The organism is Arthrospiribacter ruber (assembly GCF_019343195.1).
Lineage (GTDB): Bacteria > Bacteroidota > Bacteroidia > Cytophagales > Cyclobacteriaceae > Arthrospiribacter > Arthrospiribacter ruber.
In genome coordinates, this window is the sequence record NZ_RPHB01000002.1 from 335,664 (window position 1) to 359,472 (window position 23,809).

The window sequence follows — 23,809 nt, forward strand, 5'->3', positions numbered from 1 at the left end:
CAGTACTCACTTATTTTCTCCAAATATTGCTAATACAGTATCAGAATTTTACCTTATAATACCATATTACAGATAATTAATTATGTTAAATTGATGAAAAAAAAGAAAATAGAAAACTATTCTTTTATACAAATTGCTTCATATATAAATCAGAAAAATATTAATGAAAGAAATCGATATAGAGGACATGATCCCCAATTACCTGGTTCAATCCCAGCTTTATTCTGTAGTTGTCACAGATCTTGATGGATGCTATATCTATTTTAATAATTTTTTTAAAAATAGGTTTTACTACATTTCAAATGAATTGATCGGCAGGCCCTCTCACCTTTCGGTACATCCGTCTGATATTCAAATTTGCAGAAATGCTTCTTATGAGTGTCTATCGAACCCCAATAAGACTGTGAAGATTCAAATTCGGAAACCGGGCAAAAATTTAAATGAATACAATTGGACAGAATGGGAATTTGCAGCCTTTAAAAACCTAAAAAATGAAGTCATAGGAATTATATGTATCGGGCATGATATTACAGAAAGCAAAAAAGCCTTTCAGGATGTAATTGTATTTGCCAAGAAAGTTGATACAATTATTGAAAAGGTAACAGATGGATTTTACCAATTGGATGTCAATTGGAGATTCATCAAAATTAATAAGTTTGCAGAAGGTATATTGGGAATACCCAGAGAGCAGCTTTTGGGCAAAAATATTTGGGAGATTTTCCCTCAATCTTCATGTTACAATTTCCCCAACTATTATGTAGAAGCTGTTTCGGAAAATGTTTCAAAAACATTTGAAGACTACAGACCGGATATTAAAAAATGGTTTTCCGTAATATGTTATCCATCAAATGAAGGTTTGACTGTCTTTTTCAGGGATATCACAAAAGAGAAAGAAAGTCAGATCAAGCTTAAAGAATCAGAAAAGAGACTTCAGGCCATTTTAAACAGTACTCAGGACAGTAATATTCTGGTGGGGAAAAACTATAAAATTCTTTCATTCAATAAAGCCACGCAGGAGTTTTCCATGAAGGTATTTGAAAAGGAAATAAAAGAACAGGACTCCATGCTTGATTATCTGGTTCCTAGTAAGAAAGCCTCTTTCATTTCAGATACATCAAAAGCCATGAAAGGGGAGGTTGTAAAAAAGGAGTTTGAAATAAATGGGTTTTGGTTTGAATCCTGCTTTTTCCCTGTTTATGACGATTGCCAAAATATTATAGGCTTTTCTATGAACTCAACTGATATAAGTAAAAAGAAAAATGATGACTTAAGAATTAAGCAGCAGGATTTGATGCTTAGAGCTATCTATGAAAGTACAACAGAGGCAAGTACCTTTATAGATACAGACTATATAATCCGATATCTCAACCACCCAGCAAAAGAAATTACAAAACAACTGTTCTCTAAAGAAGCAAAAATCGGTGAAAAATTCATGAATTATATTTTACCGGAATATCGGGAGACAACCCTTAAAACTTTATCATCTGTATTAAACGGGAAGAGAACCATCAAAGAATTGAATCAGGGAGATCATTGGTGGCAAGTTAAAATGTACCCGGTATTGGATGAAGATTCAAATTGTATGGGAATAGCCCATAACGTTCAGGATATTACCGAAAGAAAAATTAAGGAATTGAAAATACTTGAACAAAATAACGCCTTAAATAGTATTGCATGGATTCAGTCACACGAACTCCGAAAGCCTGTAGCTAATATACTAGGGCTTTGTGATATCCTGAAAAATTCAGAAGAAGAAAGCGAAACATTTAAAGTAGATATATTAGAAAAATTAGTTAAGTCAACCAACAAGCTAGATAACATCATCCGTAAAATTGTTCTAAAAGCAAATACCTGAAATTAATATCCAGACTTTGCTATTTATTGACGTAAACAAGTTTTGAAAGAAATATTTCTAAATGAATTTGATTCTTTAAACACAAAAAAAGATTGTAAATATGGCTAAGTAAAAGTGATATAAAAGAGATTATAAGTCTCATTCAATAACTCCCTTAATTTCTTATGCTTTTTCATGGAATTTATTGGTTAAAATTAAAGTCTTTCCTAGCTTCAAACAAATCCTTGAGTTCAAATTTTAGCTTGATATTAAACTATAAAACTAATTGAATATTTCACCGGAATGATAATCAAACCATTATTTTTTCTAATATAGATCCATTCACTTCTATAATCTAGCAGAAGCATTTATTCCCATTTTATCAATTAAGTCCAGGTATCATTTGCTGTCTTTCTATAAAAGACTTGAAAACTACAAATCAAAAAAGTCAAGAGCCCCAATCAACATAGCTATTCTTTATAATATATAATTGGAGCCGTTCGAATTTTATTTTCTTCATGTCACCAAAGTCTTGCCCAAAGGGTGAATTACCTATAATACATCCATTTATATTAGAAACTTCACTTATGACCTATGGCAAGTATTGAATTTATCACCAAAGAAGACCTTGAGATCCTAAGGGTTCAGCTGATGGATGACTTCAGGAAACTAATTGAACCCAGAAAAAAAATCCTTAAAGAGTGGATCAAAGGAAAGGAAGTCAGAAAAATCCTTAACATTTCTCCTGGATCCCTCCAGAACTTAAGGATTAACGGCAAGCTGAACCCGAAAAAAATAGGAGGAACCTGGTATTATAGAACTGAAGAAATTGAGTCCCTTTTTGAATAGTAGAAAATGGAAGCGAAGAAAAAATCAAAAGAAAGTAAAGTCTTATCCCTTTTGTCAAAAGTGCTTAACAGACCGGAATTTAACCCCAGTCATATTGCTGTTTACACAGCCATATTAAAGGAGTTTTTGATTCAGGATGTAAAAGATGGAATCAGGATCACGAGAGGCAGGATAATGAGAATGGCCCAAATCCGTTCTATTGCCACATACCATCATTGTATTAAGGGTCTGATCAAAGCAAACTTAATCCAGTACCATCCTTCCTTTCATCCAAAGCTTGGGACAATGGTCAAGTTGTTATAGATAAAAAGCCAAACCGGAGAGGTCTTAGAAGATTAAATTCCCTCATTTTAAAGCCCCTCCGGTTATAAATTCAGATTTACTTATCCAACTTTGATTTGAGAGCCAGCATATCTTCACTGATTTTTCCATCAAGGATTTTTGCATAATGTTGGGTCTGCTTCAGAGACCTGTGCCCCAAGAGTTTGGAGACTGTCTCAATCGGAACACCATTGCTTAAAGTTATGGTAGTAGCAAAAGTATGTCTGGCAATGTGGAAGGTCAGCTCCTTTCTCACCCCACAAAGATCAGCTATTTCTTTCAGGTAGGCATTCATCTTCTGGTTACTGGGCACCGGAAGTAGTGCATCTTCATGAATACATTTAGGATGATCTTTGTATTTCTCTATGATCCGCAAAGCTACAGGAAGTATCGGGATCCTGATGGGCGCCTCTGTCTTTTGCCTTTTGGTCTCTATCCACTTTTCATTGTCAATACCAATTATAATCTGGGTTCTTTTGAGGTTCTTGACATCAATGTAGGCAAGGCCGGTATAACAGCTGAAAACAAAAATATCTCTAACCTGATCCAGCCTTTCAATTGTAAAGTCCTTTTCTGAAATTGAAACCAATTCCTCCTTGGAAAGAACTTCCCTTGCCACTTCTCTTTTTGTCATGACAAAACCTTGGAAAGGATCTCTTAAAAGCCATCCACTCTTCACGCAAGAAAGTACTATCTTCTTAAAATTTCCAAGATACTTGACTGTAGTATTGTGAGCACAGCCCCTGACAGTCTTTAGCCAGAAAGAATATTGACTGATAAAATCATAATCCAATTTTTTCAACTCTATGTCTTCTGCATTGTACTTCCATTTAATGAAGGCTTTGGTATGATCATAGGAAGTCTTATACCTTTCCAATGTTCCTGGTGCAAATTCTTTCCCTACCAAAGCTTCCATTTGTTCGTTATGTTTCTGGAAAATTTCAAGTATCAGCTTTCTGTCGTCTGTAATTCCAAGGAGTACATTTTTGATGCTTTTTGCAGTTATCTCCTTGTCCCTGTCCAAAAGATATTTTCTGGCTTCCAATATTTTCATCTGAAATGAATCCAGAAAGGAATTGATTTGTCTGACTTTCTCAGACTTCCCCACTACCCTGCCTATAGCAGAATTCCATTTTTCGGTTTTCAGAATTATTCTAGTTGAAATTTCAGTCCGTTGACAGTCAACAGTAATTCTGGCATAAATACAGTTTTTTGTTCCCTTCGAATTTCGGGAAGATTTCAGGTAAAACAGGAAACTGAATGATTTTTCGATCATAATGACACACTTTAAAGGTTTAAATTAAACTTTGGTGAGTCATTCGGCAAGATGTTCATCCTTCAAACAGGTTGATAATCAATATCTTAAACCCCTTCTGGTGAGTCATTTTTATTTAGCAAAATGACTCACCGCATGGGGCTAATTGATTTTGATAATTCTTGCAAATTTTGGTGATTCAGGCACCAAAACGCAAAAAAGCCTGTATTGATGAAATACAGGCTTTTTCAACTTGAAATTGTAAATAATGATTGAAAATCAGCGTTTAAAGGCTCTAGAGGCCGTTTTTAAAGCTTTTTTCTTGTTGATTAAACCTTACATTTTCCTTGACTTTGGAAGGATTTGAAAGAAAAAATCAACTAAAAGCAGAGGAGGAGGGATTCGAACCCCCGGTACCTTGCGGTACAACGGTTTTCAAGACCGCCGCATTCGACCACTCTGCCACTCCTCTATTTGGTCTAATTAAGATGACTTCTTTGAAAAGTCAGATAAATCTGATACTTCTCATTTTTTCCCGTATGCAATCACTCGCTTTACGGACTGCAAATGTAGCCCATTGATGTGAATTTGCAAATCTTATCAACACCTTTTTCCTCCCCCACACTTTAAAAGCCTGAAAATCAATTTTATTTTTTCAAAACCTCTTGCACATGCATCCATAATCATACTGGGCCAACCTCTACCCCATTCACCAAACCTCCCCTCATATCCTTTTTTCTTCTTCACATTTCAATTTGTTCGCCAACGAACGGATTTGTCCGAATTGCCCTCAAAAGTTTTCTCAAATTGACCAAATTAGCCTCAAAAAAGGCATTTTATCTGGCATCCCTATTGAATCTTGATAATTGCTTTCTATTATATTGTATTTAAAACTTTTCCCTATGTTCTACAATTACCTATTGATCGCTTGGAGAAACTTTGCCAAAAGAAAAGCTTATGCCGGAATCAATATTTTTGGACTCAGCTTGGGCATAAGCTCATGCTTGCTGGTGTTTGCACTGGTTACACACATCCGAAGCTTTGACAACTTTCACCAACACTCAGAACACACTTACCGACTGGTGACCAACTCATTTGAGGGAACCAGAGAATATTACACTTCCGGAGTGCCTGCAGTACTCCCTGAAGCATTTTTAAACGATTTCCCGGAAACTGACCTATCCGTAATGATTTCCGGAGGGCACAATGGCCTGCTTACCGTAAATGCCCCGGACGGTGAAAGACGTCTCATGGAATCCAATATCGCATTTACCACAGATGATTTTTTTGCTGTCTTCGACCGAAAAATAACAACAGGCGAAACCTTGGACATGCTCAAAAGCCCAAACCAAGCGGTAATTTCCAATAAATATGCGGAAAAGCTATTTGGAAAAGAGAACCCTGTCGGCAACACCTTTCAATTTCAAAAGGGGGATGTCTATGCCGTTACTGCTGTAATGGAAGACTTCCCAGTAAACACAGACTTTCCTTTCGATATTTTTCTCTCCTATGAAAACTTGAGAAAAAGCAGGGAAGAGGGTGGCTGGATGAGCATTTACAGTGATGACCAATTCTATGTGGTACTTGATCCACAGGCCAAAAACCAAGTCCAGGCTTCACTTCCAGGTTTTGTAGACAAATACTTGGGTGACAACAATACACTCAATCGAGAACATGTGTTGCAGCCGCTCTCAGAAATCCACTTCGATGAAAGATACGGCAACTTTGGCTATCAAGTAGCTCCACAATCCATCACGATCATGTTTGGCGTCGCCATATTCCTGTTGATTACGGCATGTATCAATTTCATCAACCTCAGCACAGCACTTTCCGGAAAGAGGGCCAAAGAAGTGGGACTACGAAAAGTATTCGGGGGCCAAAAGTCCCACATAATCGGACAATTCTTAAGTGAAACCAGCCTTATCACGCTTTTCTCTTTGATGACGGCATTTGTACTGGCCGGAACTGCCCTGCCTTACCTAAACAACTTCCTTGGTACAAAAGCAGAATTTACCGTCCTATTCACACCTATGGGCATTTGCACCATGCTCTCTATATGGTTGGTTGTCAGCATCATTTCAGGAGCCTATCCTTCCCTGACCATCAGCCAGCTCAATCCAATCCGGGCCATCAAGGAGCAGTCACAAAGCAAACAGACCGGATCTTATACCATGAGAAAAGGGCTGGTGATATTCCAGTTTATGATCACCCAGTTTTTCATTATCGGTACTTTGGTTTTAGTAATGCAGATGAACCATTTGAGGTCAGGCGATCTTGGCTTTCAAAAAGATGCCGTTGTCACTTTTTCTATCCCTGAAAGAGACAAGGAAAAGTCAAACCTACTGGCTGAGAGACTTAGGAACCTGAACGGGATAAGCGCTGTATCCCTCTCATTTACAGAACCGGCCTCAACTTCCACTTCCTCCACCAATGCCATTTTGAAAGAAAGTGGGGAGGAATATACTGTATACATCAAACCTGCTGATGAGTATTACTTGGATACTTATGGTTTACAGCTCATGGCCGGAGAAAACCTAATCCGGGAAGATAGTGTCAGCAGATATTTGGTGACAGAAGCTTTTGCCAGAAAAGCCGGATTTGAAAACCCGGAAGAAATGCTAGGCACTTACATCAATATCGGAGGAATTGACGCCCCGGTTACCGGCTTGCTGAGGGACTTTTATACCAAATCTCTAAAAAGTGAAATAGAACCTATGGCTATATTCAACAATCCCCACCTTTTTAGTACCGTAGGTTTGAAAATCGGCAATGCCAATGCCAATATGGTATTGGCTGAGGCAGAGAATATCTTCTCGGGACTTTATCCCGAATTTGGCTTTGAATACATGTTTCTGGACGAAAAAATCGCACGCTTTTATGAAGCGGAAGAGAGGTTGACCCTTTTGTTTTTGATTTTTTCCTGCATAGCTGTAGCTGTAGGTTGTATTGGCCTTTATGGATTGGTTTCCTTCATGGCATCTGTTAGGGTCAAAGAAATCGGTGTCCGAAAAGTATTGGGAGCCAGTTCTGCCCAGGTGCTGGGCATATTCACCAAAGAGTATGTCAGTTTGTTGCTTATTGCATTTTTGCTGGCAGCCCCTTTGGCGACTTTTGTAATGAAAAAATGGCTTGAGAACTATGCTTCCAAAATAGAGTTATCCTATGAACTTTACCTGCTTTCCATTATCATAGTTGCTATGATCGCTTTCACCACCGTAGGATACCGATCTATCAAAGCAGCTTGGTCCAACCCTGTCCATGCACTGAAAAGCGAATAAAGCCCTCTTACTACACCTGACCAAATTCTTGAACCATGCTCAAAAATTACTTTACCATAGCAATCAGGAACATCCGACGCAATAAGCTCAGAACCTTGGTACATGTCCTGGGCCTGTCTCTTGGGATGGGCATATGTCTGGTCATTTTCCATGTAGTATTGCATGCATACAGTTTTGACAGGTTTCACGCGGACAGCGACAGGATTTATCGAATCAACACAATTTCGGAATGGGAAGAGGGGAGCACCTTCAAAACTTCCGGAACCAACGGTCCACTCGGAGAGATCATAGATGAGGAACTCTCATTTGTAAAGGAAAAAGGCAGGCTATATACCCTCTATGAAACCATGATAGTGATCCCAGAGGAAAACAAAGTGATCGGAAGAAGTGACAAAGTCGCTTTTGCCAACCAAGGTTTTTTCAGGATTTTTCAGAGAAAGTGGCTTTCAGGAAATGAGGAAACTGCCCTGGACGAGCCATTTTCAGTTGTCATTACAGAAAGCAGCCTGGAAAAGTATTTCCCAGGCCAAACTCCCAATGAGGTTTTAGGCAAGGAAATTTTATGGATTGATGCTTCTGATTCTGCTTTTGCTCAGGTCAAAGGAGTAGTAGCTGACTTTACAGAAAATACCGACTTTTACTTCACTGATTTTATCTCCTTTGAAACCATTGCTTCCAAAGAAAGAGAAGATTGGTTGGGGCTTCACAGCTGGACCAATCTCAATACCATGAGCCAGCTTTTTGTCAAATTGAATGCAAACTCCGGTAAACAGGAACTGGATAAAGGACTGCTTTCTATTTCCAAAAAACACCTCGGAGAAGACAGTGAAACCACTTTTATCGGTGAACCACTGGCGGAAATGCATTTCAGCGAAAACTACGATGACACAACAGTTTCAAAGCCTCTTCTGAAAGGACTTATCTACATTGGGATCATAATATTGCTTTTGGCCTGCCTCAATTTCATCAATCTGGAAACAGCCTTGGCCATCAACAAAACCAAAGAAGTAGGGATCAGGAAAACTTTGGGGAGTAACCGGCCCCAGTTGATTTATCAGTTTCTTTGTGAAACCTTTGTGATGGCCCTCATTGCCTCCATAGCAGCATTGTTTTTTGCAGACATGTTCAAAAACTACTTTTCAGATTACCTCCCCAAAAGTTTTGAAGTGTCCTTTATCGACCTTCAGAGCTTGGCCTTTTTGCTTGTCAATTCGTTGGTACTCACTTTCGTTTCAGGCATATACCCGGCCATTGTGCTGTCCAATTATCAGCCTCAAAGGGCCCTTAAAGGGGAACTTCATCAGGAATATAAATTTTCGATCGGAGTATTTTTGAGAAAAAATCTCGCTGTGCTTCAGTTTACGGCATCCATTACTTTCATCATTCTGGTCCTTGTACTCAGCAGCCAACTCAAATTTATCAGCTCACAACCTTTGGGTTTTGAAAAAGAGGCATTACTGTATACCAATCTTCCTTTTATGGGAGACAGAAATCAGAGAGAGGTACTAGCAGAAAGAATCAAAAATGAAAGCTACGTAGAAAGTGTGAGCCTGAGTAACAACCTGGTCTCTTCCAACAGCATTTGGACCTCAGATGCTTACTTGATGATGGATTCTGCTGAAACCCGTGTCAATGTGCATATCATGAATGTGGATTCTGCCTTTGTATCAGTCAATGGCATCCGACTTTTGGCCGGAAGAAAACCGAACAATAAACAAAATGAAATCTTGGTCAATAGGAATTTCATCAATGCCACCACAGCTTTGGATCCTGAGACTTTGATCGGAATGAACCTCAATTTCCGAACTGAACCACATGTGATAGTCGGAGTGGTAGAAAACTTCAACGCGAGAAATCTAAAAGAGGAAATCATGCCTATGGTATTGACCTACAATCCTGACTATTTTTTCCTGCTTACCGTTAAAGTTTCCTCTTCCCATAACCTGTCCTATGCCAAACAAGAGTTGGAAAAACTGACGGAAGAAGCATTTCCTTATGAAGCATCCGGATTTATTTTCCTGGATGAGGTATTGGAAGGGTTCTATGAATCCGATAGAAAAATCCAGGGAGTGTTGTCCTTTGCAGCTGTGATTTCCATCCTGATCTCCATTTTGGGATTATTTGGCTTGTCCTCTTTTACCATTGCCCAAAGAACCAAAGAAGTCAGCATTCGAAAAATCCTGGGTGCCGGAGTGTTTCAGATCATTGCATTGATCAGCAAGCAATACGTAATATTGGTATTGACTTCATTTGCGTTTGCTGCATTTCCGGCCTATTACTTTGGAAAAGAATGGCTAATGGAATTTGCCTACCGGATCGATATGCCCTACAGCCAGTTTGTTCTGGTGGGTGTTGGAGTGCTGTGCCTCACCCTTTTGGTGGTAGGATTTCACACCTTGCATGTAGCAAGAAGCAATCCTGCGGATATCCTGAAGAGTGAATAAACTCTTTATCTCAGGGAAATATTAAAGGTTAATCTTATTATTTTTTCACCTTTTACAAAACCTTCTCCTGTTTTTTACTTATATTAAGATACAACCAAACGCTCTCTGTCATGAAAACCCAAATATTCACCTTCTGCTTCTCCATTGTTTTTGGATTACTTTCCGCACAGACCATGCAGACATTCCAGACAAGCAATGGAATACCTTCCATTTTTCCTTCCCAAACCATCAAAACCGTAGCTCCCAATACCCAGAACGTCTACAACCACCAAAACGGAATTCAACAGCCTTTTCCTTCTCAGGTGATCACAACAAATCCGCAAAGTGGAGTCAAGCAGGTGTACAGCACCACCAATGGAATACAGGACATTATACCCGTGCAAGTAATTAAACCCAATACAATGGGCGGTTATGATATTTTTGAAACAAAAAATGGAATACCGAACATCACTCCCAGCAAAACCATGAGGCCTGACCCCATGGGTGGAATAGCAGTTTTTCCCACTCAGAATGGAATTCCATCAGTCAGCCCTGACAAGACCATAAGACCTAATCAAGGTGGTTTTGATATAGTACAATATAAAAGTGGACTACCGGAACTCTTTCCTAGCAAAACAATCAAGGTAAAGGATCCCTGAAAACATGAAAAAACAAAACCCGTTGACAGTGAGGCTGCAACGGGTTCGTAACTATTAATCAGGGTGATTAAGTACTTTTCTTAAGCCAAGGCTTTTTTCTTATCTATAGAAGATTTCCAATAAAGGTAAGCAAAGCCCATTTGCGGAACTGCCAACAATAGGATTGTCGGAACCAATGCTTGGGAGCTCAACCCCAACTCAATACCTAAAGATTTTGACGCTGAGAAAATCGTCACGACCGCTACCAATGCAAACATATTGGCAAGGATCAATTTTGTTTTGTTTTTCATGTGCTTGACATTTGTTTTTTTGATTATCACCTTCCTAAAGGCCGGCAATTTTGTTGCATGAAAATTTCTTTTTTTTCAAAATCAACATGCATTCAATTGTTGTTGGATAAAGTCATTGGGTGATTACCATTTTTCGGCAATGCGTCAATCAGCTATTTCCGGGGACTAATATGAAACAAAAAAATCAATAAACAAATTATTTTTTACTTGAAAAGATCAAATAATTTCAACTGAAAATGAGATACTTAAGAAAAATGAATTTCAGAATTTTAAATTTGTATTACATCACAAAATCCAAGATTTTAGACTTTGGTATTATTTAAAAAAAAACGAAAATGCAATCAACCCAAAATCATAGTAATAACATAAGGTCATACACTTCTTTGTCAGCAGCATCAATTTCTGATACAAATAGTTGTTCCAAAACAATACCTACAAATAACTGGTCGTGGCGGATCCAAAATCAATTACTATCGGGTTAACTTAGGTCCTTATTTAATTTGGTTTGTAGTGGAATTTCAGATATATATAATACATACAATTATAAATGTAAACCAGGTACCAAAAATTACTTCCTCCTGCTTATGTCACGGATATAAAGTTCTTCAACTTTTTTCCTTGCCCATTCCTGTTTTCTGAGAAACTTAAGACTGGAATTGATGGAGGGTTCATGGGTAAAACACCTGATATTGATCCTTTCTCCAAGTCTTTCCCAGCCATATTTATTCACCAGGTGCTCAAGGATGTCTACCAGTCTCACACCATGAAGAGGGTTGTTGGGTTGTGTTTCCATTTTGCAAAAATATCCAATCTCCTCGTAAAGCCTTACATATTCCACCAATAAGTGAATTTTAATGCGACAGACCTGTCTTTGGCATAAAATGGAGCAGGAAGGTAATTGTCTGTCAACACCAGGAAAATATCAGAGGCAGGCGCAAACCTCCACTGCAAGCGGGCATTGAGGTTGATGTTTTCAATCTGCTCATTGTATTGGACAAAGGTGGTGATGAAGAAAGTATTGGTCAATGTCAAATCCATTCTTGGTCCCACAAGCCAAAAGCTGGTGACATTCCAAGGTTCAGGAAGGTGGATCTCATTATAATTCGCATTCATCGTGATGCTGAAATAGGGCTGAAACCTGTACCCCATTTCGCCAGCTACATTATACCTGTCCCCATCGGCAAAATACCCACCCACGCGTCCGGATGCAGAATAAGTGAATATACTTTGTGGCTTAGAGGTAAATTCACCTCCCATAGAGTACCATTGGTGTTCTGTACCGGATTCCAGTCTTTGCCCCGAAAAGTTGGTCGGATCAAAAGGCTGCTGAAGCTTGATGTAATCATAAGCTCCCCAAACAAACAGGTTACTTTGACTTCTGAACCTCACCCTATATAATACATAGGACTCGTTGTCCGTAAGTTCCCAGGAAGTATTGTAAAAGAGGTTAACATTGAATTCAGGGCCATGACTCAGGATGGTTTTACTTTTTGGGAAAAAGAGGTATCCTATGCTGGGGCTGGCTTTGTAAAATCCCGTACGGGGCACGAACCCCACTTCTGCCGTATAATTATCAGAAACATATTCATGCCTCCAGTTCCAGGTGAGATTACCCGATGCATACCTGAGATTCGCGGCATGCACCATGCCATTCCCCTGAACAGGACTAAAAGAATTGAGCACAAAAGCTTTTCCCGTCCATAAGTTATTGGAGGATGCATAATTAAACTCCATTCCCAAGTTCCTGTTATAGGCACTGAACCTCCTCTCCTCTCCTACCGGTAAATCAAAGGGAGCAGATTGCCTGTTGACCAAAATCGCGCCGATGTTGGACCGCGAAAAAACCCTACGCTGAAGAGAGATGACAGAATAGTTTTGACCACCGAGGTTTTGCTCCGGTACAGAACCAGTCTGCATGCTCATGGCCCCTATTCTCCAATCTTTATTCACCCTTCCACTTAGCCTCGCTCCACCAAGTATCGGTGCATCCAGTCCTACTCTTCTGGAAAAAAATGGCCTGATGGTTTCGTAACCAAAGTTTCCGAAAATATCCCCATTCTCTAGAAAAAACTGTCTCCTTTCCGGAAAGAAGAGTTCAAATCGCTCCAAATTGGTCACCTGCCTATCTACCTCTACTTGGGAAAAATCCGGATTGACGGTAAGGTCAAGGTTGAGTGATGAGCTTAGGCCTATTTTGGCATCCATACCAAAAGCGTTCCTGTACTCAGCCGCTCCCCCCTCCTGAATATTCCTGTTCATACCGCCAAGAGCATAAGGGATCACGGAAACATTCGGTCCTGGGGAAGGTGGTGGGGTATCCCAGACCAAAACGCCTGTATAGGCCAGTGAAGCGGAAGGAAACTGCCGGGGTACCGGCGCCCATCCAGACTTCTCGGTGGTTTTCAAATCCATACGGCTGAAATTAATCCCCCACTCTGTAATGCCGTCCTTGTAGCGGATAGACTTAAAAGGTATGGCAGCTTCAAAGACCCATTTGTCCTCATAATTGACAACTTTGGATACCCATTTATTGTCCCAGCTCAGGTCGATCTGTCCCCCATTAAACATGATCCCGTCCCATTGTGCTCCTGCTGCATTGGCACCGAAGGAAAACCCATTTAACTGATCATCAAAAGGGTCAAGAAACAAAAGAAAATTATCATTTCGTCCAAATGTAAAATCGCGACGTAGAGACTCTACCATGTAGGGTCCATCTACAGCATGAAAATTCTCTACCAGCAAATAAAGGTGCTTTTCATCATAAGCCATACGAACATCCGTTCGCACATTCGAATATGAAGTGTCCATGGGTATGATCATGAAAAAATCCGTTGCCACCTCTGCTTCTGCCCAGGTCTTTTCATCAATCATCCCGTCAATGATTACGGGATCAGAGGCTTCACGGATATGAAGACGGTAAGAGGAATTGATCTTTTTCTGTGCTGTGGCTGAAACGGAAAGCACGCAAAATAAAAAAACCAGAAAAATGGCTTTATTCATGAGGTTATTGCTGGGTGTCTTTTGAGAATTCAAAAATAAAAGGAATACCAGAGACTTTCTTGATTTTTTTGCAAAAGTCCGAAATCAGGTACAGATGGAAAATGTGATGGCTGAAAATAAATTTCAAGATTCGACCCAAGGTAAAAAGTTTCAAAAACCGATTTCGCAAAAGTTAAAGAATTAGCCCGAATTTTTGATTTAATATAATTCGAATATAAAATTGATTTTTGGAAATAATTTCAGTGAAAAAATACCCTATATAGGGTATTTCAGCACTGTGATCCATTTTGTACCTTTAAGCATCTTATTCCATTTTTTTCACGGTTTTTATAGGGAAGTTTTCGTTGAAAAACTTCCCATTTTTTTACTCTATATCTATTTTATTTCAACTGTACTTCTACCATATTTCTACTGTATTTCAACCATATTCCCACTATATCTCTACAATATATCATTTAATGAACATGCTTCACCTCCGGCTGATTGCCAGATGATGAAGTAACTCTCTTACCCGGCTGATATGTTTCCTTGACCTCACCACAAGTCAGCATCATGTCCCCGAAATATGGATTGCGGATTTCTTTTTCTGAGCTCAACCAATAGGCTCCTTCATCTCGAAAAGCCATAGGACAATATTGACGGTAAAGCGTTTGGTCCAATACACCGAAATACTCCACCGCTTCAATCAGGTCGTCAGATAAAGTCTCGAAATGCTTCCTCTGCTCCTCCACATCAGAGGTCTGAGTGATTTTATCTAGACTGCTTTGCATCGGTCTGAGCAAATCCATCCAAATGTCATGGGCTTTGTTGTCTAAAAGCTTCATATCCACTTTGGACAAACTGGCTTTGGCCGGACTGATGGCTGATTGGGTAGCTTTTGGATCAGTTTTTACCAAAGCATCCTTGATAGGCAAGTAGCTTTGCACAAACGCCGTAAGTTGCTTTCTAAATTCCTCGGGTGTATCCAAAGTCTTCACTTCAGGCCTTGTCATCATGCTGTAATTACCACTCAACTGTGCCGCTGCATCAATGGCAAAAACCCCATTGCTGACCACCTGATCACCTTCTTCTACTCCTGACAAAACCAAGTAGTCTTCACCTACCCTTGGCCCCAATTCTACCTCACGCATCTCGAACGCCGGAGCTTCCTTATCACCTACCTGCACATAGACCACCGATCTAGGCCCTGTCCAAAGTATCGCTGTCTTGGGAATCATCAAACCTGACTGAGCCGCTTGGCCTGTAGAGATATTGGCTGAGACAAACATCTCCGGTTTCAATTCAAAATTCCGATTCGTTGCTTCCGCACGAACGCCTACTGTTCTGGTATCGGGATTCAAGACAGGGTCGATATAAGTCACCTTAGCATTGAAAGCCCTTCCCGGATAAGCAGAAACCGAGAAACTCAAATCATCTCCTTTTCGAATTGCCCCTAGATCAGATTCATAAGCGTCAAGAATTACCCAAACATTACTTAAATCAACGATTTCAAACAAAGCCGATCCCCTACTCACAAAATCTCCCACCGCAATATTTCTTGCTGTCACCACACCAGCCACATCAGCATAGACATCAAATTGGGTCTGAACCTGACCTGAACTTTCTATAGCAGCAATCTGCTCCTCCGAAATCTTCCAAAGTCTCAGTTTTTCTTTGGCAGCTTGATACAATTCCGGTTGACGATCTTTGATTTTGGCCGTTTCCAACAGCTCCTTTTGGGCATTGACCAGTTCTGGGGAATACAATGTGGCCAGTTTTTGCCCTCTTTGAACTTCTTGCCCGGTAAAATTGACAAACAATTGATCCACCCTTCCCGCATAATTGGCAGTAAGACTTTTCACACGCTGTTCATTGGCTTGGATTTTTCCTGTTAGGGAAAGTTTCCCAGTACCAGCCCCGGATTTAACCCTGACAGTCTGCACGTTGGAAAGAGCAACTGCCTCGGGAGTCATTTCCAACACAAAGGGGCTGGATTCTCCGCCCTTTTTATTGCTGACTGGAGTAAGTGCCATACCGCAAAGCGGACATTGCCCAGGTTCATTTTGACGGATTTGCGGGTGCATAGAGCAAGTATATTCCACCCCGTTTTCATCAATATGCGTATGCTCGTGATCAGGATGCTCTTCCCCTCCCCCACGAATCAGATATCCCGCTACCCCTCCAAAGAAAAGGCAGCCGAGGATGATGATTACTATATGTTTATTTTTGTTCATGTTTTTTTAGACTCAAGATTTAAGACATAAGACATAAGATTTGAGACAGCCTGACCTTTGAGGTTTTTGGAACCCTGAAGGTATTTTGGGTAATATTAAATGCCTAACCATTGATTCATATTCCTATCTCTATAGTATTTCAATTGTATTTCCACTTTATTTCAATCGTATTTCTACCATATTTCAAACTCCAACCAACGTTTCTAATCTCGCCAACTGAATCTCCCTCTCAATCTTCGTATTCAGCAAACTCAACCTGAAATCCAGCAATTCTCTTTGGATGCTCAAGATCTCTTCGAAGGAACTGCCTTCCGTCGCGTATGAAGTCACGGAAAGTTCCAAGGTTTGCTCGGTCAATTCAATTTGATCTTGTAAGAGTCGGATTTTACGGTCAGCATCTTTGATGGACACCAAGATGGTTTCAAATTCAGTTTCCAGATTTCTTTGCAGGTCTTCTTTTTGCCTTTCATTGGCTTCCCAGTAAAGCTTGGATTCTGCTTCCATGGCTTTGTACTTTTTGCGGTAAATCGGCAGGGAAACCGTTGCCATCGGCATGATCATATTATTGCCCATACCTGCTGGCATATAATCCATTCCGCCCATACCACCAGGCACGCCCATTTCAGGTCTAGGGGAAAACACCATATAATTCAATCCCAATCCAAACATGGGCTTACCTTCCAATTTGGCCATTTCACCTTGCTTCTGATAGGCCAAACCTTCTTTTTCCAGCATCAACAGCATGGGATTGGTCTCCAAAATTTGCTCAAGCATTTCTACTTCCCAACCCTTAGCTTTTTGACTTTCCGACTGGCTTTCTATGGCTACAACTTCGTTTTTATCCCTACCTAATAGTTGATTGAACCTTACTGTCAATGGGCGCTTGTCCACCTCCAACTGTTCCAAATCAGACTCTAAAGCCTTGATCTGAACTTGCAGTCGGAGTACATCCGTGAGTTTACCGGAACCTCCACCCGAACCCATGCTGTTCATGGAAGCAGCACCTGAGGATTGCCCTGAAGAAGTAGCGGAAGAACCTCCACCTCCCATGCCCATGCCATCATCTCCACTTCCCTGTTGGCTACCCCGTGTTGGCCTTCTTACCGCTGAAGACACAGATGAAACAGCCTCAGAAGTACTTCCTCCCTGATAGCGGATGATAGCCAATTGCTCCAAAGATCTCAAAATCTCCAAATTGGATGCGGTAATGTCAATGGTATTTTGCAATTGCTGCAATTGGAAGTAAGTCTCCTTGACCTGATACAGAAGTACATTCCGCTGCTGTCTGAATTCCTCGTATTTGGCCTCAGCCATCAGCGTGGCTTCATCCTTCTGCGTCCTTAGCATCCCAAACCAAGGAAACATCTGCATCACCGATGCCTCTGCCCGCTGATTCCCCATCAACAGCTCCATCGGTCTGGTAAAAACACCAATGTTCAATTGAGGGGATTCAAGGCTTACTTGGTTTGTTTTTTCTAATGAAGCCTGATACCCTTTAAAAGATGCTTGAAGTCCGGGGTTGTTTTCGGCTGCTTCTTCTAGGTATTGGTTTAAAGTTTGACCTTGGGCTAATCCTATATTCAACAGCCAAATAAACACTAGGAAAAGATATTTGTGGATATTGGATATTGATTGATATTGTACCAGAGCTCTAAGCTGTTCCTTTGATTTCAAGTATTCAGATAGGCAATATTTTTCTGTAAATCTGTTCATTTCAATTCCTTTTTTGAATTGTAAATAGATTGAATGTAGTTGTTGAGTTTGAGTGAAAGTTTGTCAGACACTTGCTTGAAGTCATCAAACTCCTCCTTTGGAATAATCTCTCTTTCAAGCATTAAGCTTAACCAATGATTTACGGCCTCGATCATAGATCCTCTGCTATTGTAGAGAAACCTAATTCTATCAAGATAATGAAACCGACCATAGGACTCAGCTAAATTTGCCCCAATAGAATCTGTCGATTCAATAAATTGATCACCAATAATTTTTCGTGTCTGCCAATCCATTTTTTTATAAATAACCCATCCCTTCCGCGACAGCTGTCTGGACAATTTATACACCTCCAAATCCTCCAATTTTATATACCCCTTTTTCTCTTCCATATCATTAAAAGATTACTTAAACCAAAGACTACTAATAACATTTACCCCATCTCCTCAATTGCCAACCAGCTAAATATTCAAATTAAACGCCTGAAGACCAGCCCAATATCTAATATCAATGAATATCCATCAAAATCCTTTAGCACTTTCCAATAACCAAATAAACGTTTGATACCAAAACCAATATCCACCAATATCTAATATCCATTAATATCAATTTTGAATCTAACCCCTTATCTGATACTCCCTAAGTTTCCCATAAAGCACCGGCACAATAAACAGTGAAATCAACGCCACCGTCATCCCCCCAAAAGCAGGTATCGCCATAGGGATCATGATGTCGGAGCCTCGGCCTGAACTTGTCAGTACGGGAAGCAAAGCCAATAAAGTGGTTGCTGTTGTCATCAGACAAGGTCTAACCCTTTTCAGTCCGGCTTCCAAGACTGCTTTTCGTACTTCTTTTACATTTTCTGGCTGGATTTTTTCGAAGCTTTGTTTCAAATAGGTTCCCATCACTACCCCATCATCGGTAGCGATACCGAAGAGGGCGATAAAGCCCACCCAAACTGCCACCGAAAGATTGAAGGTGCGCATTTGGAAGAGTTCCCGCATGTTGGTCCCTAAGAAGTTAAAGTCAAAAAACCAGTCTTGACCATACAGCCAAAGCATCATAAAACCTCCTGAAAATGCCATGGCAATGGCTGAGAAGATCATCAAGACCATGGCTGTGGAGCGGAACTGCAGGTAAAGAATCAGGAAAATCACCGCCAAACACAGGGGTATCACAATCGCCAAGCGCTTTTCGGCACGGATCTGATTTTCGTAACTTCCGGAGAAAGTGTAGGACACCCCGGTAGGTACTTTTAACTCACCGCTGTCAATTTTTTGTTGGATAAAGTTTCGGGCATCATCTACCACTGAACCCTCAGCAAAGCCATCCCGCTTATCAAATAGCACATAGCCCACCAAGAAGGTGTTTTCCCCACGGATCATCATGGGTCCAGGTCTGTAATTGATCTCTGCCAACTGCCCCAAAGGTATCTGTGCTCCCGTAGGCGTACTGACCAAAATCCGCTTCAAAGCTTCGGGATCATCCCTGTACTCTCTGGCATATCGGGCACGGATGGCATAGCGTTCCCTGCCTTCTACCGTCGTGCTCAAGGTCATTCCGCCTATCGCCACTTCGATAAATTCCTGCACATCGGCAATATTCAGCCCAAACCTACCCAGTTGGGTTCTATCCAAATCAATCTCCAAATACGGCTTGCCCAAAGAACGGTCTGCAAAAACTGCCTCAGACTTTACGGAAGGCACTTCTTTCAACACCGACTCCAACTTCAAGCTGAAATCCTCTATGGTTTCCAAATCTGGACCATACACTTTCATCCCCATAGGAGCACGCATTCCCGTCTGCAACATCACCAAGCGGGTTTCGATAGGCTGGAGTTTAGGTGCGGAAGTTACCCCGGGAAGATTGGAGGTACGCACTTGGATTTCATCCCATATATCATCAGGCGTGCGGATTTCATCCCTCCACTGACGGAAGTATTGACCACGTCTTTCATTTGGCACCAAGTATTTGGCGACATTTCTAATCACCGACCTGCGCTGGGATTCCTCCATGTAATTCTTTTCTTCATCCCATATAGCCCCATCCTGACGGTCATACCACCAGGTTTTACCATTAACCTCAAGCTGATAATTTCCCTCTCGATCTACTTCAAATCGGAGTTTGCGGGCATCATCATCCTGAAGGTATTCAGTCTTGTAATTGATGATATTTTCATACATGGACATGGGAGCGGGATCAAGCGGACTTTCTGCCCTACCTGCTTTTCCAACCACCATTTCCACCTCCGGAATGGCCTGCACCAACATATCAAGCTGCTTTACAATCTGCATATTGGCCTCCACGCCGGAGTGAGGCATAGAGGTAGGCATCAAAAGAAAAGAGCCTTCATTCAAGGCTGGCATAAACTCCTTGCCCATGCCAGGAAAGGTATGGGTCAGGCCCGACCAAACAGATGTGGTGCGGATATTGACTCCCAATTTGTCAAAACCGGTAGCCACAAAACCGAAAATATTTCCAAACCCTATCCAAATATTCAAAGCCAAAAGGATAACTGTCAAAGGGATCAGTAAAAAGATTTTAGCGTTTTCCAAGCACCAATTTAGCAGTTGCGCATAGTAGTGGATAAACAAGGCGAATACCCCCAAAACCAAACCCACTACCAGACCAATAAAAATAAAGTTAACGAATACAGATTGGGTCAAGCCCAATGGTCTCCACTCAATCGCCAATAAAACGGATACTGCCACCACAGCTATCAGCATGGCAATCTGATTTTTGTAGCGTCCCTCTTTTGTTTGTTTTAGGAAAAAGTGATGGATCAAATGATTGGCTGCAAAAGCCAATAAGACCCATCCCGCCCAAGGGAAATAGAACAGTAGCACTAAGCCCAAAACTGCCATGGCGATATTCAGCACCGTCTTATAATTCTTGGACTTCACTTTCGCTCCAAACACCCAATGGGCAAAAGCCGGCATAAAGATCAAAGTAAAGATTAAAGCTGCGATCAAAGCAAAGGTCTTGGTATAGGCCAATGGCCCGAACAACTTCCCTTCCGCTGCCTGCAGAGTAAATACAGGCAAGAAGCTGACAATCGTAGTCATCACAGCTGTCAAGATCGCCGAACTCACCTCTGTGGTCGCATCATAAATAATCTGGAGTTTGGACTTTTTATCATCAGACTCTTCGAGATACCTAAGTATATTTTCATTCAGAATAATCCCCAAATCCACCATGGTTCCAATGGCAATGGCAATACCCGAAAGCGCCACAATATTGGCATCCACGCCTACATACTTCATCATGATAAAACACATCAAGACTGCCAATGGCAACAATGCGGAGATCAAAATCGAAGCTCGAAGGTTATACACCATCACCATGATCACAATGATGGTAATCAAAATTTGCAAGCTGATGGCTTCATTCAGTGTATTCAAGGTTTCCTTGATCAGTCCAGAACGGTCATAGAAAGGCACTATAGTCACCTTGGAGACCGTACCATCTTCCAGCGTTTTGCTCGGAAGTCCTGGGGTGATTTCATCGATTTTAGCTTTGAGTGCATCAATTACCTGAAGAGGATTGTCTCCGTAGCGTGCCACTACCACGCCACCTACTGCTTCGGCACCACCCTTGTCCAAAATAGCCCTTTCCGCCCTACTTGCCGGCCCAATATTCACTTTGGCAATATCCCTGATTCTCAAGGGGACATTGTTGCTGGTTTTGACTACCGCCTTTTCGATGTCCTCCAGAGACTTCACATAGCCCAAGCCCCTCACAATAAATTCCACCTGATTGATCTCCATGGTATTGGCGCCGATATCGAGGTTGGATTGCTTGATGGCATTCATCACCTGCATCATGGAGACGTTGTGGGCCTTCATGGCCACAGGATCCAGGTCCACTTGGTATTCCTTGACATGTCCACCAATGGTCGCTACCTCTGCGACTCCTTCTGTCCCAGCCAAGCCATAGCGCACATAGTAATCCTGAATGCTACGGAGTTCGTGTAGGTCCCAGCCACCTACTGGATTGCCATTTTCATCTCTTCCTTCAAGTGTATAAAAATATACTTGCCCAAGACCAGTTGCATCCGGCCCGAGTTTGGGTTGTACCCCCTCGGGTAGCAATCCTGACGGCAAGGAATTGAGCTTTTCCAAAATCCTGGATCTACTCCAGTAAAATTCCACGTCATCTTCGAAAATGATGTAAATGGAAGAAAAACCGAACATAGAAGTACTTCGGATAGACTTGACTCCTGGCATTCCCAAAAGGGAAGTAGTCAGCGGATAGGTAATCTGATCCTCCACATCCTGCGGAGAGCGTCCCATCCAGTCGGTAAAGACGATTTGCTGGTTTTCCCCAATATCCGGAATGGCATCAACTGGCACAGGGTCATTGGGAAGAAAACCGGTATTCCAGTTAAACGGTGCCGTCACGATTCCCCATGCCACTACAAGGACAAGTAGGATGACGGTGACCAGTTTATTTTCGAGGAAGAATTTTATTATAGTATTGAGCATAGTTTCTTGGACTAAATGCTGTTTTTCTGATTGAAATTTTGATTTTTATAATCAGATATTAATTGATATTCAGATACTTATAGATATTAAATCCTAAAGTAAACCTATTATTTTGATAAAGGGGAAATAGCGAATAAAGCTATGACTAGAACTGTCAGGTTTTGAAAACCTGACAGGTCTTCAGCCCAAACTAGGTGCAATAAATAATACTTTGCGGTCTTTGCGCCCTAGCGCCTTTGCGTGAAACAAAAAAATCAAATCAGGAATACCTGACAAAAAATATAAATCGGGGTATCATGTAATATCGGGGGAGAAGTATCAGCAAAGGCTGTTTTCTCTTCAGAAACAATAAAATTTAAGGGTAATTCAAATGAAACCTCAGCATTCAATAATTCGAAAGTCTGAGGTTGGAAATCCAAAATATCTGAAACCTGCTGATCGGTATTGGGAAGTTCCAAATTCGAAACATCGTCGCAACATCCAGACATCGGGGTACTGGACTCACAGCAGGTTTTATATTCTGCAAATACATTGATCCTCTGAAAATCATCACCACAAAAATGCATAGAATAGCTCAACCCTGCGTTGAAAAACACATAGAAAACAAGGAGTGCTATTTTGATAAGTGACTTCACGGTTGGTATTTACGGATCAAAGATAAAGAAGTTCATTGGATTAAAGGTATAGAATTATTATTGGAGTTTCAAAAATCATATTGAAACCTTAAACCCCAATGCCTTGCCGAACCATTTGAAATGATAGTGGAGTTGACAGTCTCGCCAGAATTACCAATATAATTTACTTCCCTTCTAACAAAATCATGGTTCCCTTTCAAAAAGCCATATTGAAACATGATTTCCATTTTCCTGAAAACCCTGTAACCCAAACCCAATCCCCCTTCAAAATAGGTATTGGTCCTTCTTTCATTAATTATGGTTTGGTTCGTTTCAGTACCCTTAAATCCGATATGCCTATTGAAAGAGGTGGCAAAACCGAGAAAAGGTTGAATACTAAGTTTATTCATAAATTCAGAACCTGGACTTAATGGGTCAAACTTATAGCCTACCCTTACAGGAAAGGTTAAAAATCTCTCAGGGTTGCTCAAGGTCTCAAAAAAAAAGCTCTGACCAGGATCAGGTCTAAAATTTAAACTCCTTCCATAAGAAAACCAATAAATCCCAGACTCTAAAAACAAGTTATTCTCAAATACATACTTCCCAAAAACCCCATAAGACAGGTGGCTAAAACCATCGGGTAAAATCAAATTACCGGGATCATTATATTGAAAAAACTCCTTTCTGGAAATCATATCAAGCCCTAATGAAAACTGGGCTATAGATTTTCCTGTTAATAAAAACATGACGAATATTAACATTAATATTATTCTATCCATATTTCAGATATTTCTGTGATATAATAGACTGAATTATTTCAATCTTATTTAATTGAAATGTTAAAAACCTACCAATCTAACGCTTGCTTGCCTGTGTTCG

Annotated in this window: 16 protein-coding genes and 1 tRNA gene; 6 read left to right on the plus strand and 11 right to left on the minus strand. The window is 40.8% G+C overall.

What is annotated here, in order from left to right:
* Positions 1-163 precede the first annotated feature (163 nt).
* The 3 genes from EGN73_RS04420 to EGN73_RS04430 all read left to right on the plus strand — a co-directional run bounded on the left by EGN73_RS04420 (position 164) and on the right by EGN73_RS04430 (position 2,986).
* Entirely contained in the window at positions 164-1,855 is a 1,692-nt protein-coding gene (locus EGN73_RS04420; protein WP_219287265.1) for a PAS domain-containing protein, read from the plus strand.
* 573 nt (positions 1,856-2,428) lie between these two features.
* Complete coding sequence (locus tag EGN73_RS04425; protein ID WP_219287266.1) at positions 2,429-2,683, plus strand: helix-turn-helix domain-containing protein; 255 nt, start codon at positions 2,429-2,431, stop codon at positions 2,681-2,683.
* 6 nt (positions 2,684-2,689) lie between these two features.
* Positions 2,690-2,986 (plus strand): hypothetical protein, encoded by a 297-nt coding sequence (locus EGN73_RS04430; protein WP_219287267.1) that lies wholly within the window; start codon positions 2,690-2,692, stop codon positions 2,984-2,986.
* A gap of 76 nt (positions 2,987-3,062) precedes the next feature.
* Here the strand turns inward: EGN73_RS04430 and EGN73_RS04435 are convergent, their stop codons facing one another.
* Entirely contained in the window at positions 3,063-4,280 is a 1,218-nt protein-coding gene (locus EGN73_RS04435) for a site-specific integrase (protein ID WP_219287268.1), read from the minus strand.
* A 366-nt stretch (positions 4,281-4,646) separates the two neighbouring features.
* Positions 4,647-4,731: transfer RNA gene (locus tag EGN73_RS04440), tRNA-Ser, on the minus strand.
* A gap of 430 nt (positions 4,732-5,161) precedes the next feature.
* Between EGN73_RS04440 and EGN73_RS04445 the strand changes: the two genes are divergently transcribed.
* The 3 genes from EGN73_RS04445 (at position 5,162) to EGN73_RS04455 (ending at position 10,619) form a co-directional block, all read left to right on the plus strand.
* Positions 5,162-7,537: an ABC transporter permease gene (locus tag EGN73_RS04445; RefSeq protein WP_219287269.1), complete on the plus strand. Its 2,376-nt coding sequence runs from the start codon at positions 5,162-5,164 to the stop codon at positions 7,535-7,537.
* A gap of 35 nt (positions 7,538-7,572) precedes the next feature.
* Positions 7,573-9,981, plus strand: coding sequence for an ABC transporter permease (locus EGN73_RS04450; protein WP_219287270.1), 2,409 nt, complete (start codon positions 7,573-7,575; stop codon positions 9,979-9,981).
* Between the two features lie 110 nt (positions 9,982-10,091).
* Positions 10,092-10,619, plus strand: coding sequence for a hypothetical protein (locus tag EGN73_RS04455; protein ID WP_219287271.1), 528 nt, complete (start codon positions 10,092-10,094; stop codon positions 10,617-10,619).
* Positions 10,620-10,699: 80 nt separating this feature from the next.
* On the opposite strand, the gene EGN73_RS04460 is transcribed toward EGN73_RS04455, so the two are convergent.
* The 9 genes from EGN73_RS04460 to EGN73_RS04500 form a co-directional block, all read right to left on the minus strand.
* A complete protein-coding gene (locus EGN73_RS04460) occupies positions 10,700-10,909 on the minus strand; it encodes a hypothetical protein (RefSeq protein WP_219287272.1) in 210 nt (69 codons plus the stop codon).
* Positions 10,910-11,477: 568 nt separating this feature from the next.
* Positions 11,478-11,702, minus strand: a complete 225-nt coding sequence (locus tag EGN73_RS04465) for a VF530 family protein (protein ID WP_219287273.1) — start codon at positions 11,700-11,702, stop codon at positions 11,478-11,480.
* 32 nt (positions 11,703-11,734) lie between these two features.
* Entirely contained in the window at positions 11,735-13,909 is a 2,175-nt protein-coding gene (locus EGN73_RS04470; protein WP_219287274.1) for a DUF5916 domain-containing protein, read from the minus strand.
* Between the two features lie 455 nt (positions 13,910-14,364).
* Positions 14,365-16,122 carry an efflux RND transporter periplasmic adaptor subunit gene (locus EGN73_RS04475; protein ID WP_219287275.1) on the minus strand — a complete coding sequence of 586 codons (1,758 nt, stop codon included), beginning with the start codon at positions 16,120-16,122 and terminating at the stop codon, positions 14,365-14,367.
* A 183-nt stretch (positions 16,123-16,305) separates the two neighbouring features.
* Positions 16,306-17,835 carry a TolC family protein gene (locus EGN73_RS04480; RefSeq protein ID WP_219287276.1) on the minus strand — a complete coding sequence of 510 codons (1,530 nt, stop codon included), beginning with the start codon at positions 17,833-17,835 and terminating at the stop codon, positions 16,306-16,308.
* Positions 17,832-18,224 carry a four helix bundle protein gene (locus EGN73_RS04485; RefSeq protein WP_219287277.1) on the minus strand — a complete coding sequence of 131 codons (393 nt, stop codon included), beginning with the start codon at positions 18,222-18,224 and terminating at the stop codon, positions 17,832-17,834. The genes EGN73_RS04480 and EGN73_RS04485 overlap by 4 nt, the downstream gene beginning before the upstream one ends.
* A gap of 225 nt (positions 18,225-18,449) precedes the next feature.
* A complete protein-coding gene (locus EGN73_RS04490; protein WP_219287278.1) occupies positions 18,450-22,316 on the minus strand; it encodes an efflux RND transporter permease subunit in 3,867 nt (1,288 codons plus the stop codon).
* Positions 22,317-22,570: 254 nt separating this feature from the next.
* Positions 22,571-22,951 (minus strand): HYC_CC_PP family protein, encoded by a 381-nt coding sequence (locus EGN73_RS04495; protein WP_219287279.1) that lies wholly within the window; start codon positions 22,949-22,951, stop codon positions 22,571-22,573.
* Positions 22,952-23,019: 68 nt separating this feature from the next.
* A complete protein-coding gene (locus tag EGN73_RS04500) occupies positions 23,020-23,709 on the minus strand; it encodes an outer membrane beta-barrel protein (protein ID WP_219287280.1) in 690 nt (229 codons plus the stop codon).
* Between the last annotated feature and the right edge of the window lie 100 nt (positions 23,710-23,809).

Bases quoted from the DNA above. Each gene is read 5' to 3' on its own strand.
- EGN73_RS04420 (WP_219287265.1), top strand. From the start codon at position 164: ATGAAAGAAATCGATATAGAGGACATGATCCCCAATTACCTGGTTCAA.
- EGN73_RS04425 (WP_219287266.1), top strand. From the start codon at position 2,429: ATGGCAAGTATTGAATTTATCACCAAAGAAGACCTTGAGATCCTAAGG.
- EGN73_RS04430 (WP_219287267.1), top strand. From the start codon at position 2,690: ATGGAAGCGAAGAAAAAATCAAAAGAAAGTAAAGTCTTATCCCTTTTG.
- EGN73_RS04435 (WP_219287268.1), bottom strand. From the start codon at position 4,280: ATGATCGAAAAATCATTCAGTTTCCTGTTTTACCTGAAATCTTCCCGA.
- EGN73_RS04445 (WP_219287269.1), top strand. From the start codon at position 5,162: ATGTTCTACAATTACCTATTGATCGCTTGGAGAAACTTTGCCAAAAGA.
- EGN73_RS04450 (WP_219287270.1), top strand. From the start codon at position 7,573: ATGCTCAAAAATTACTTTACCATAGCAATCAGGAACATCCGACGCAAT.
- EGN73_RS04455 (WP_219287271.1), top strand. From the start codon at position 10,092: ATGAAAACCCAAATATTCACCTTCTGCTTCTCCATTGTTTTTGGATTA.
- EGN73_RS04460 (WP_219287272.1), bottom strand. From the start codon at position 10,909: ATGAAAAACAAAACAAAATTGATCCTTGCCAATATGTTTGCATTGGTA.
- EGN73_RS04465 (WP_219287273.1), bottom strand. From the start codon at position 11,702: ATGGAAACACAACCCAACAACCCTCTTCATGGTGTGAGACTGGTAGAC.
- EGN73_RS04470 (WP_219287274.1), bottom strand. From the start codon at position 13,909: ATGAATAAAGCCATTTTTCTGGTTTTTTTATTTTGCGTGCTTTCCGTT.
- EGN73_RS04475 (WP_219287275.1), bottom strand. From the start codon at position 16,122: ATGAACAAAAATAAACATATAGTAATCATCATCCTCGGCTGCCTTTTC.
- EGN73_RS04480 (WP_219287276.1), bottom strand. From the start codon at position 17,835: ATGAACAGATTTACAGAAAAATATTGCCTATCTGAATACTTGAAATCA.
- EGN73_RS04485 (WP_219287277.1), bottom strand. From the start codon at position 18,224: ATGGAAGAGAAAAAGGGGTATATAAAATTGGAGGATTTGGAGGTGTAT.
- EGN73_RS04490 (WP_219287278.1), bottom strand. From the start codon at position 22,316: ATGCTCAATACTATAATAAAATTCTTCCTCGAAAATAAACTGGTCACC.
- EGN73_RS04500 (WP_219287280.1), bottom strand. From the start codon at position 23,709: ATGGATAGAATAATATTAATGTTAATATTCGTCATGTTTTTATTAACA.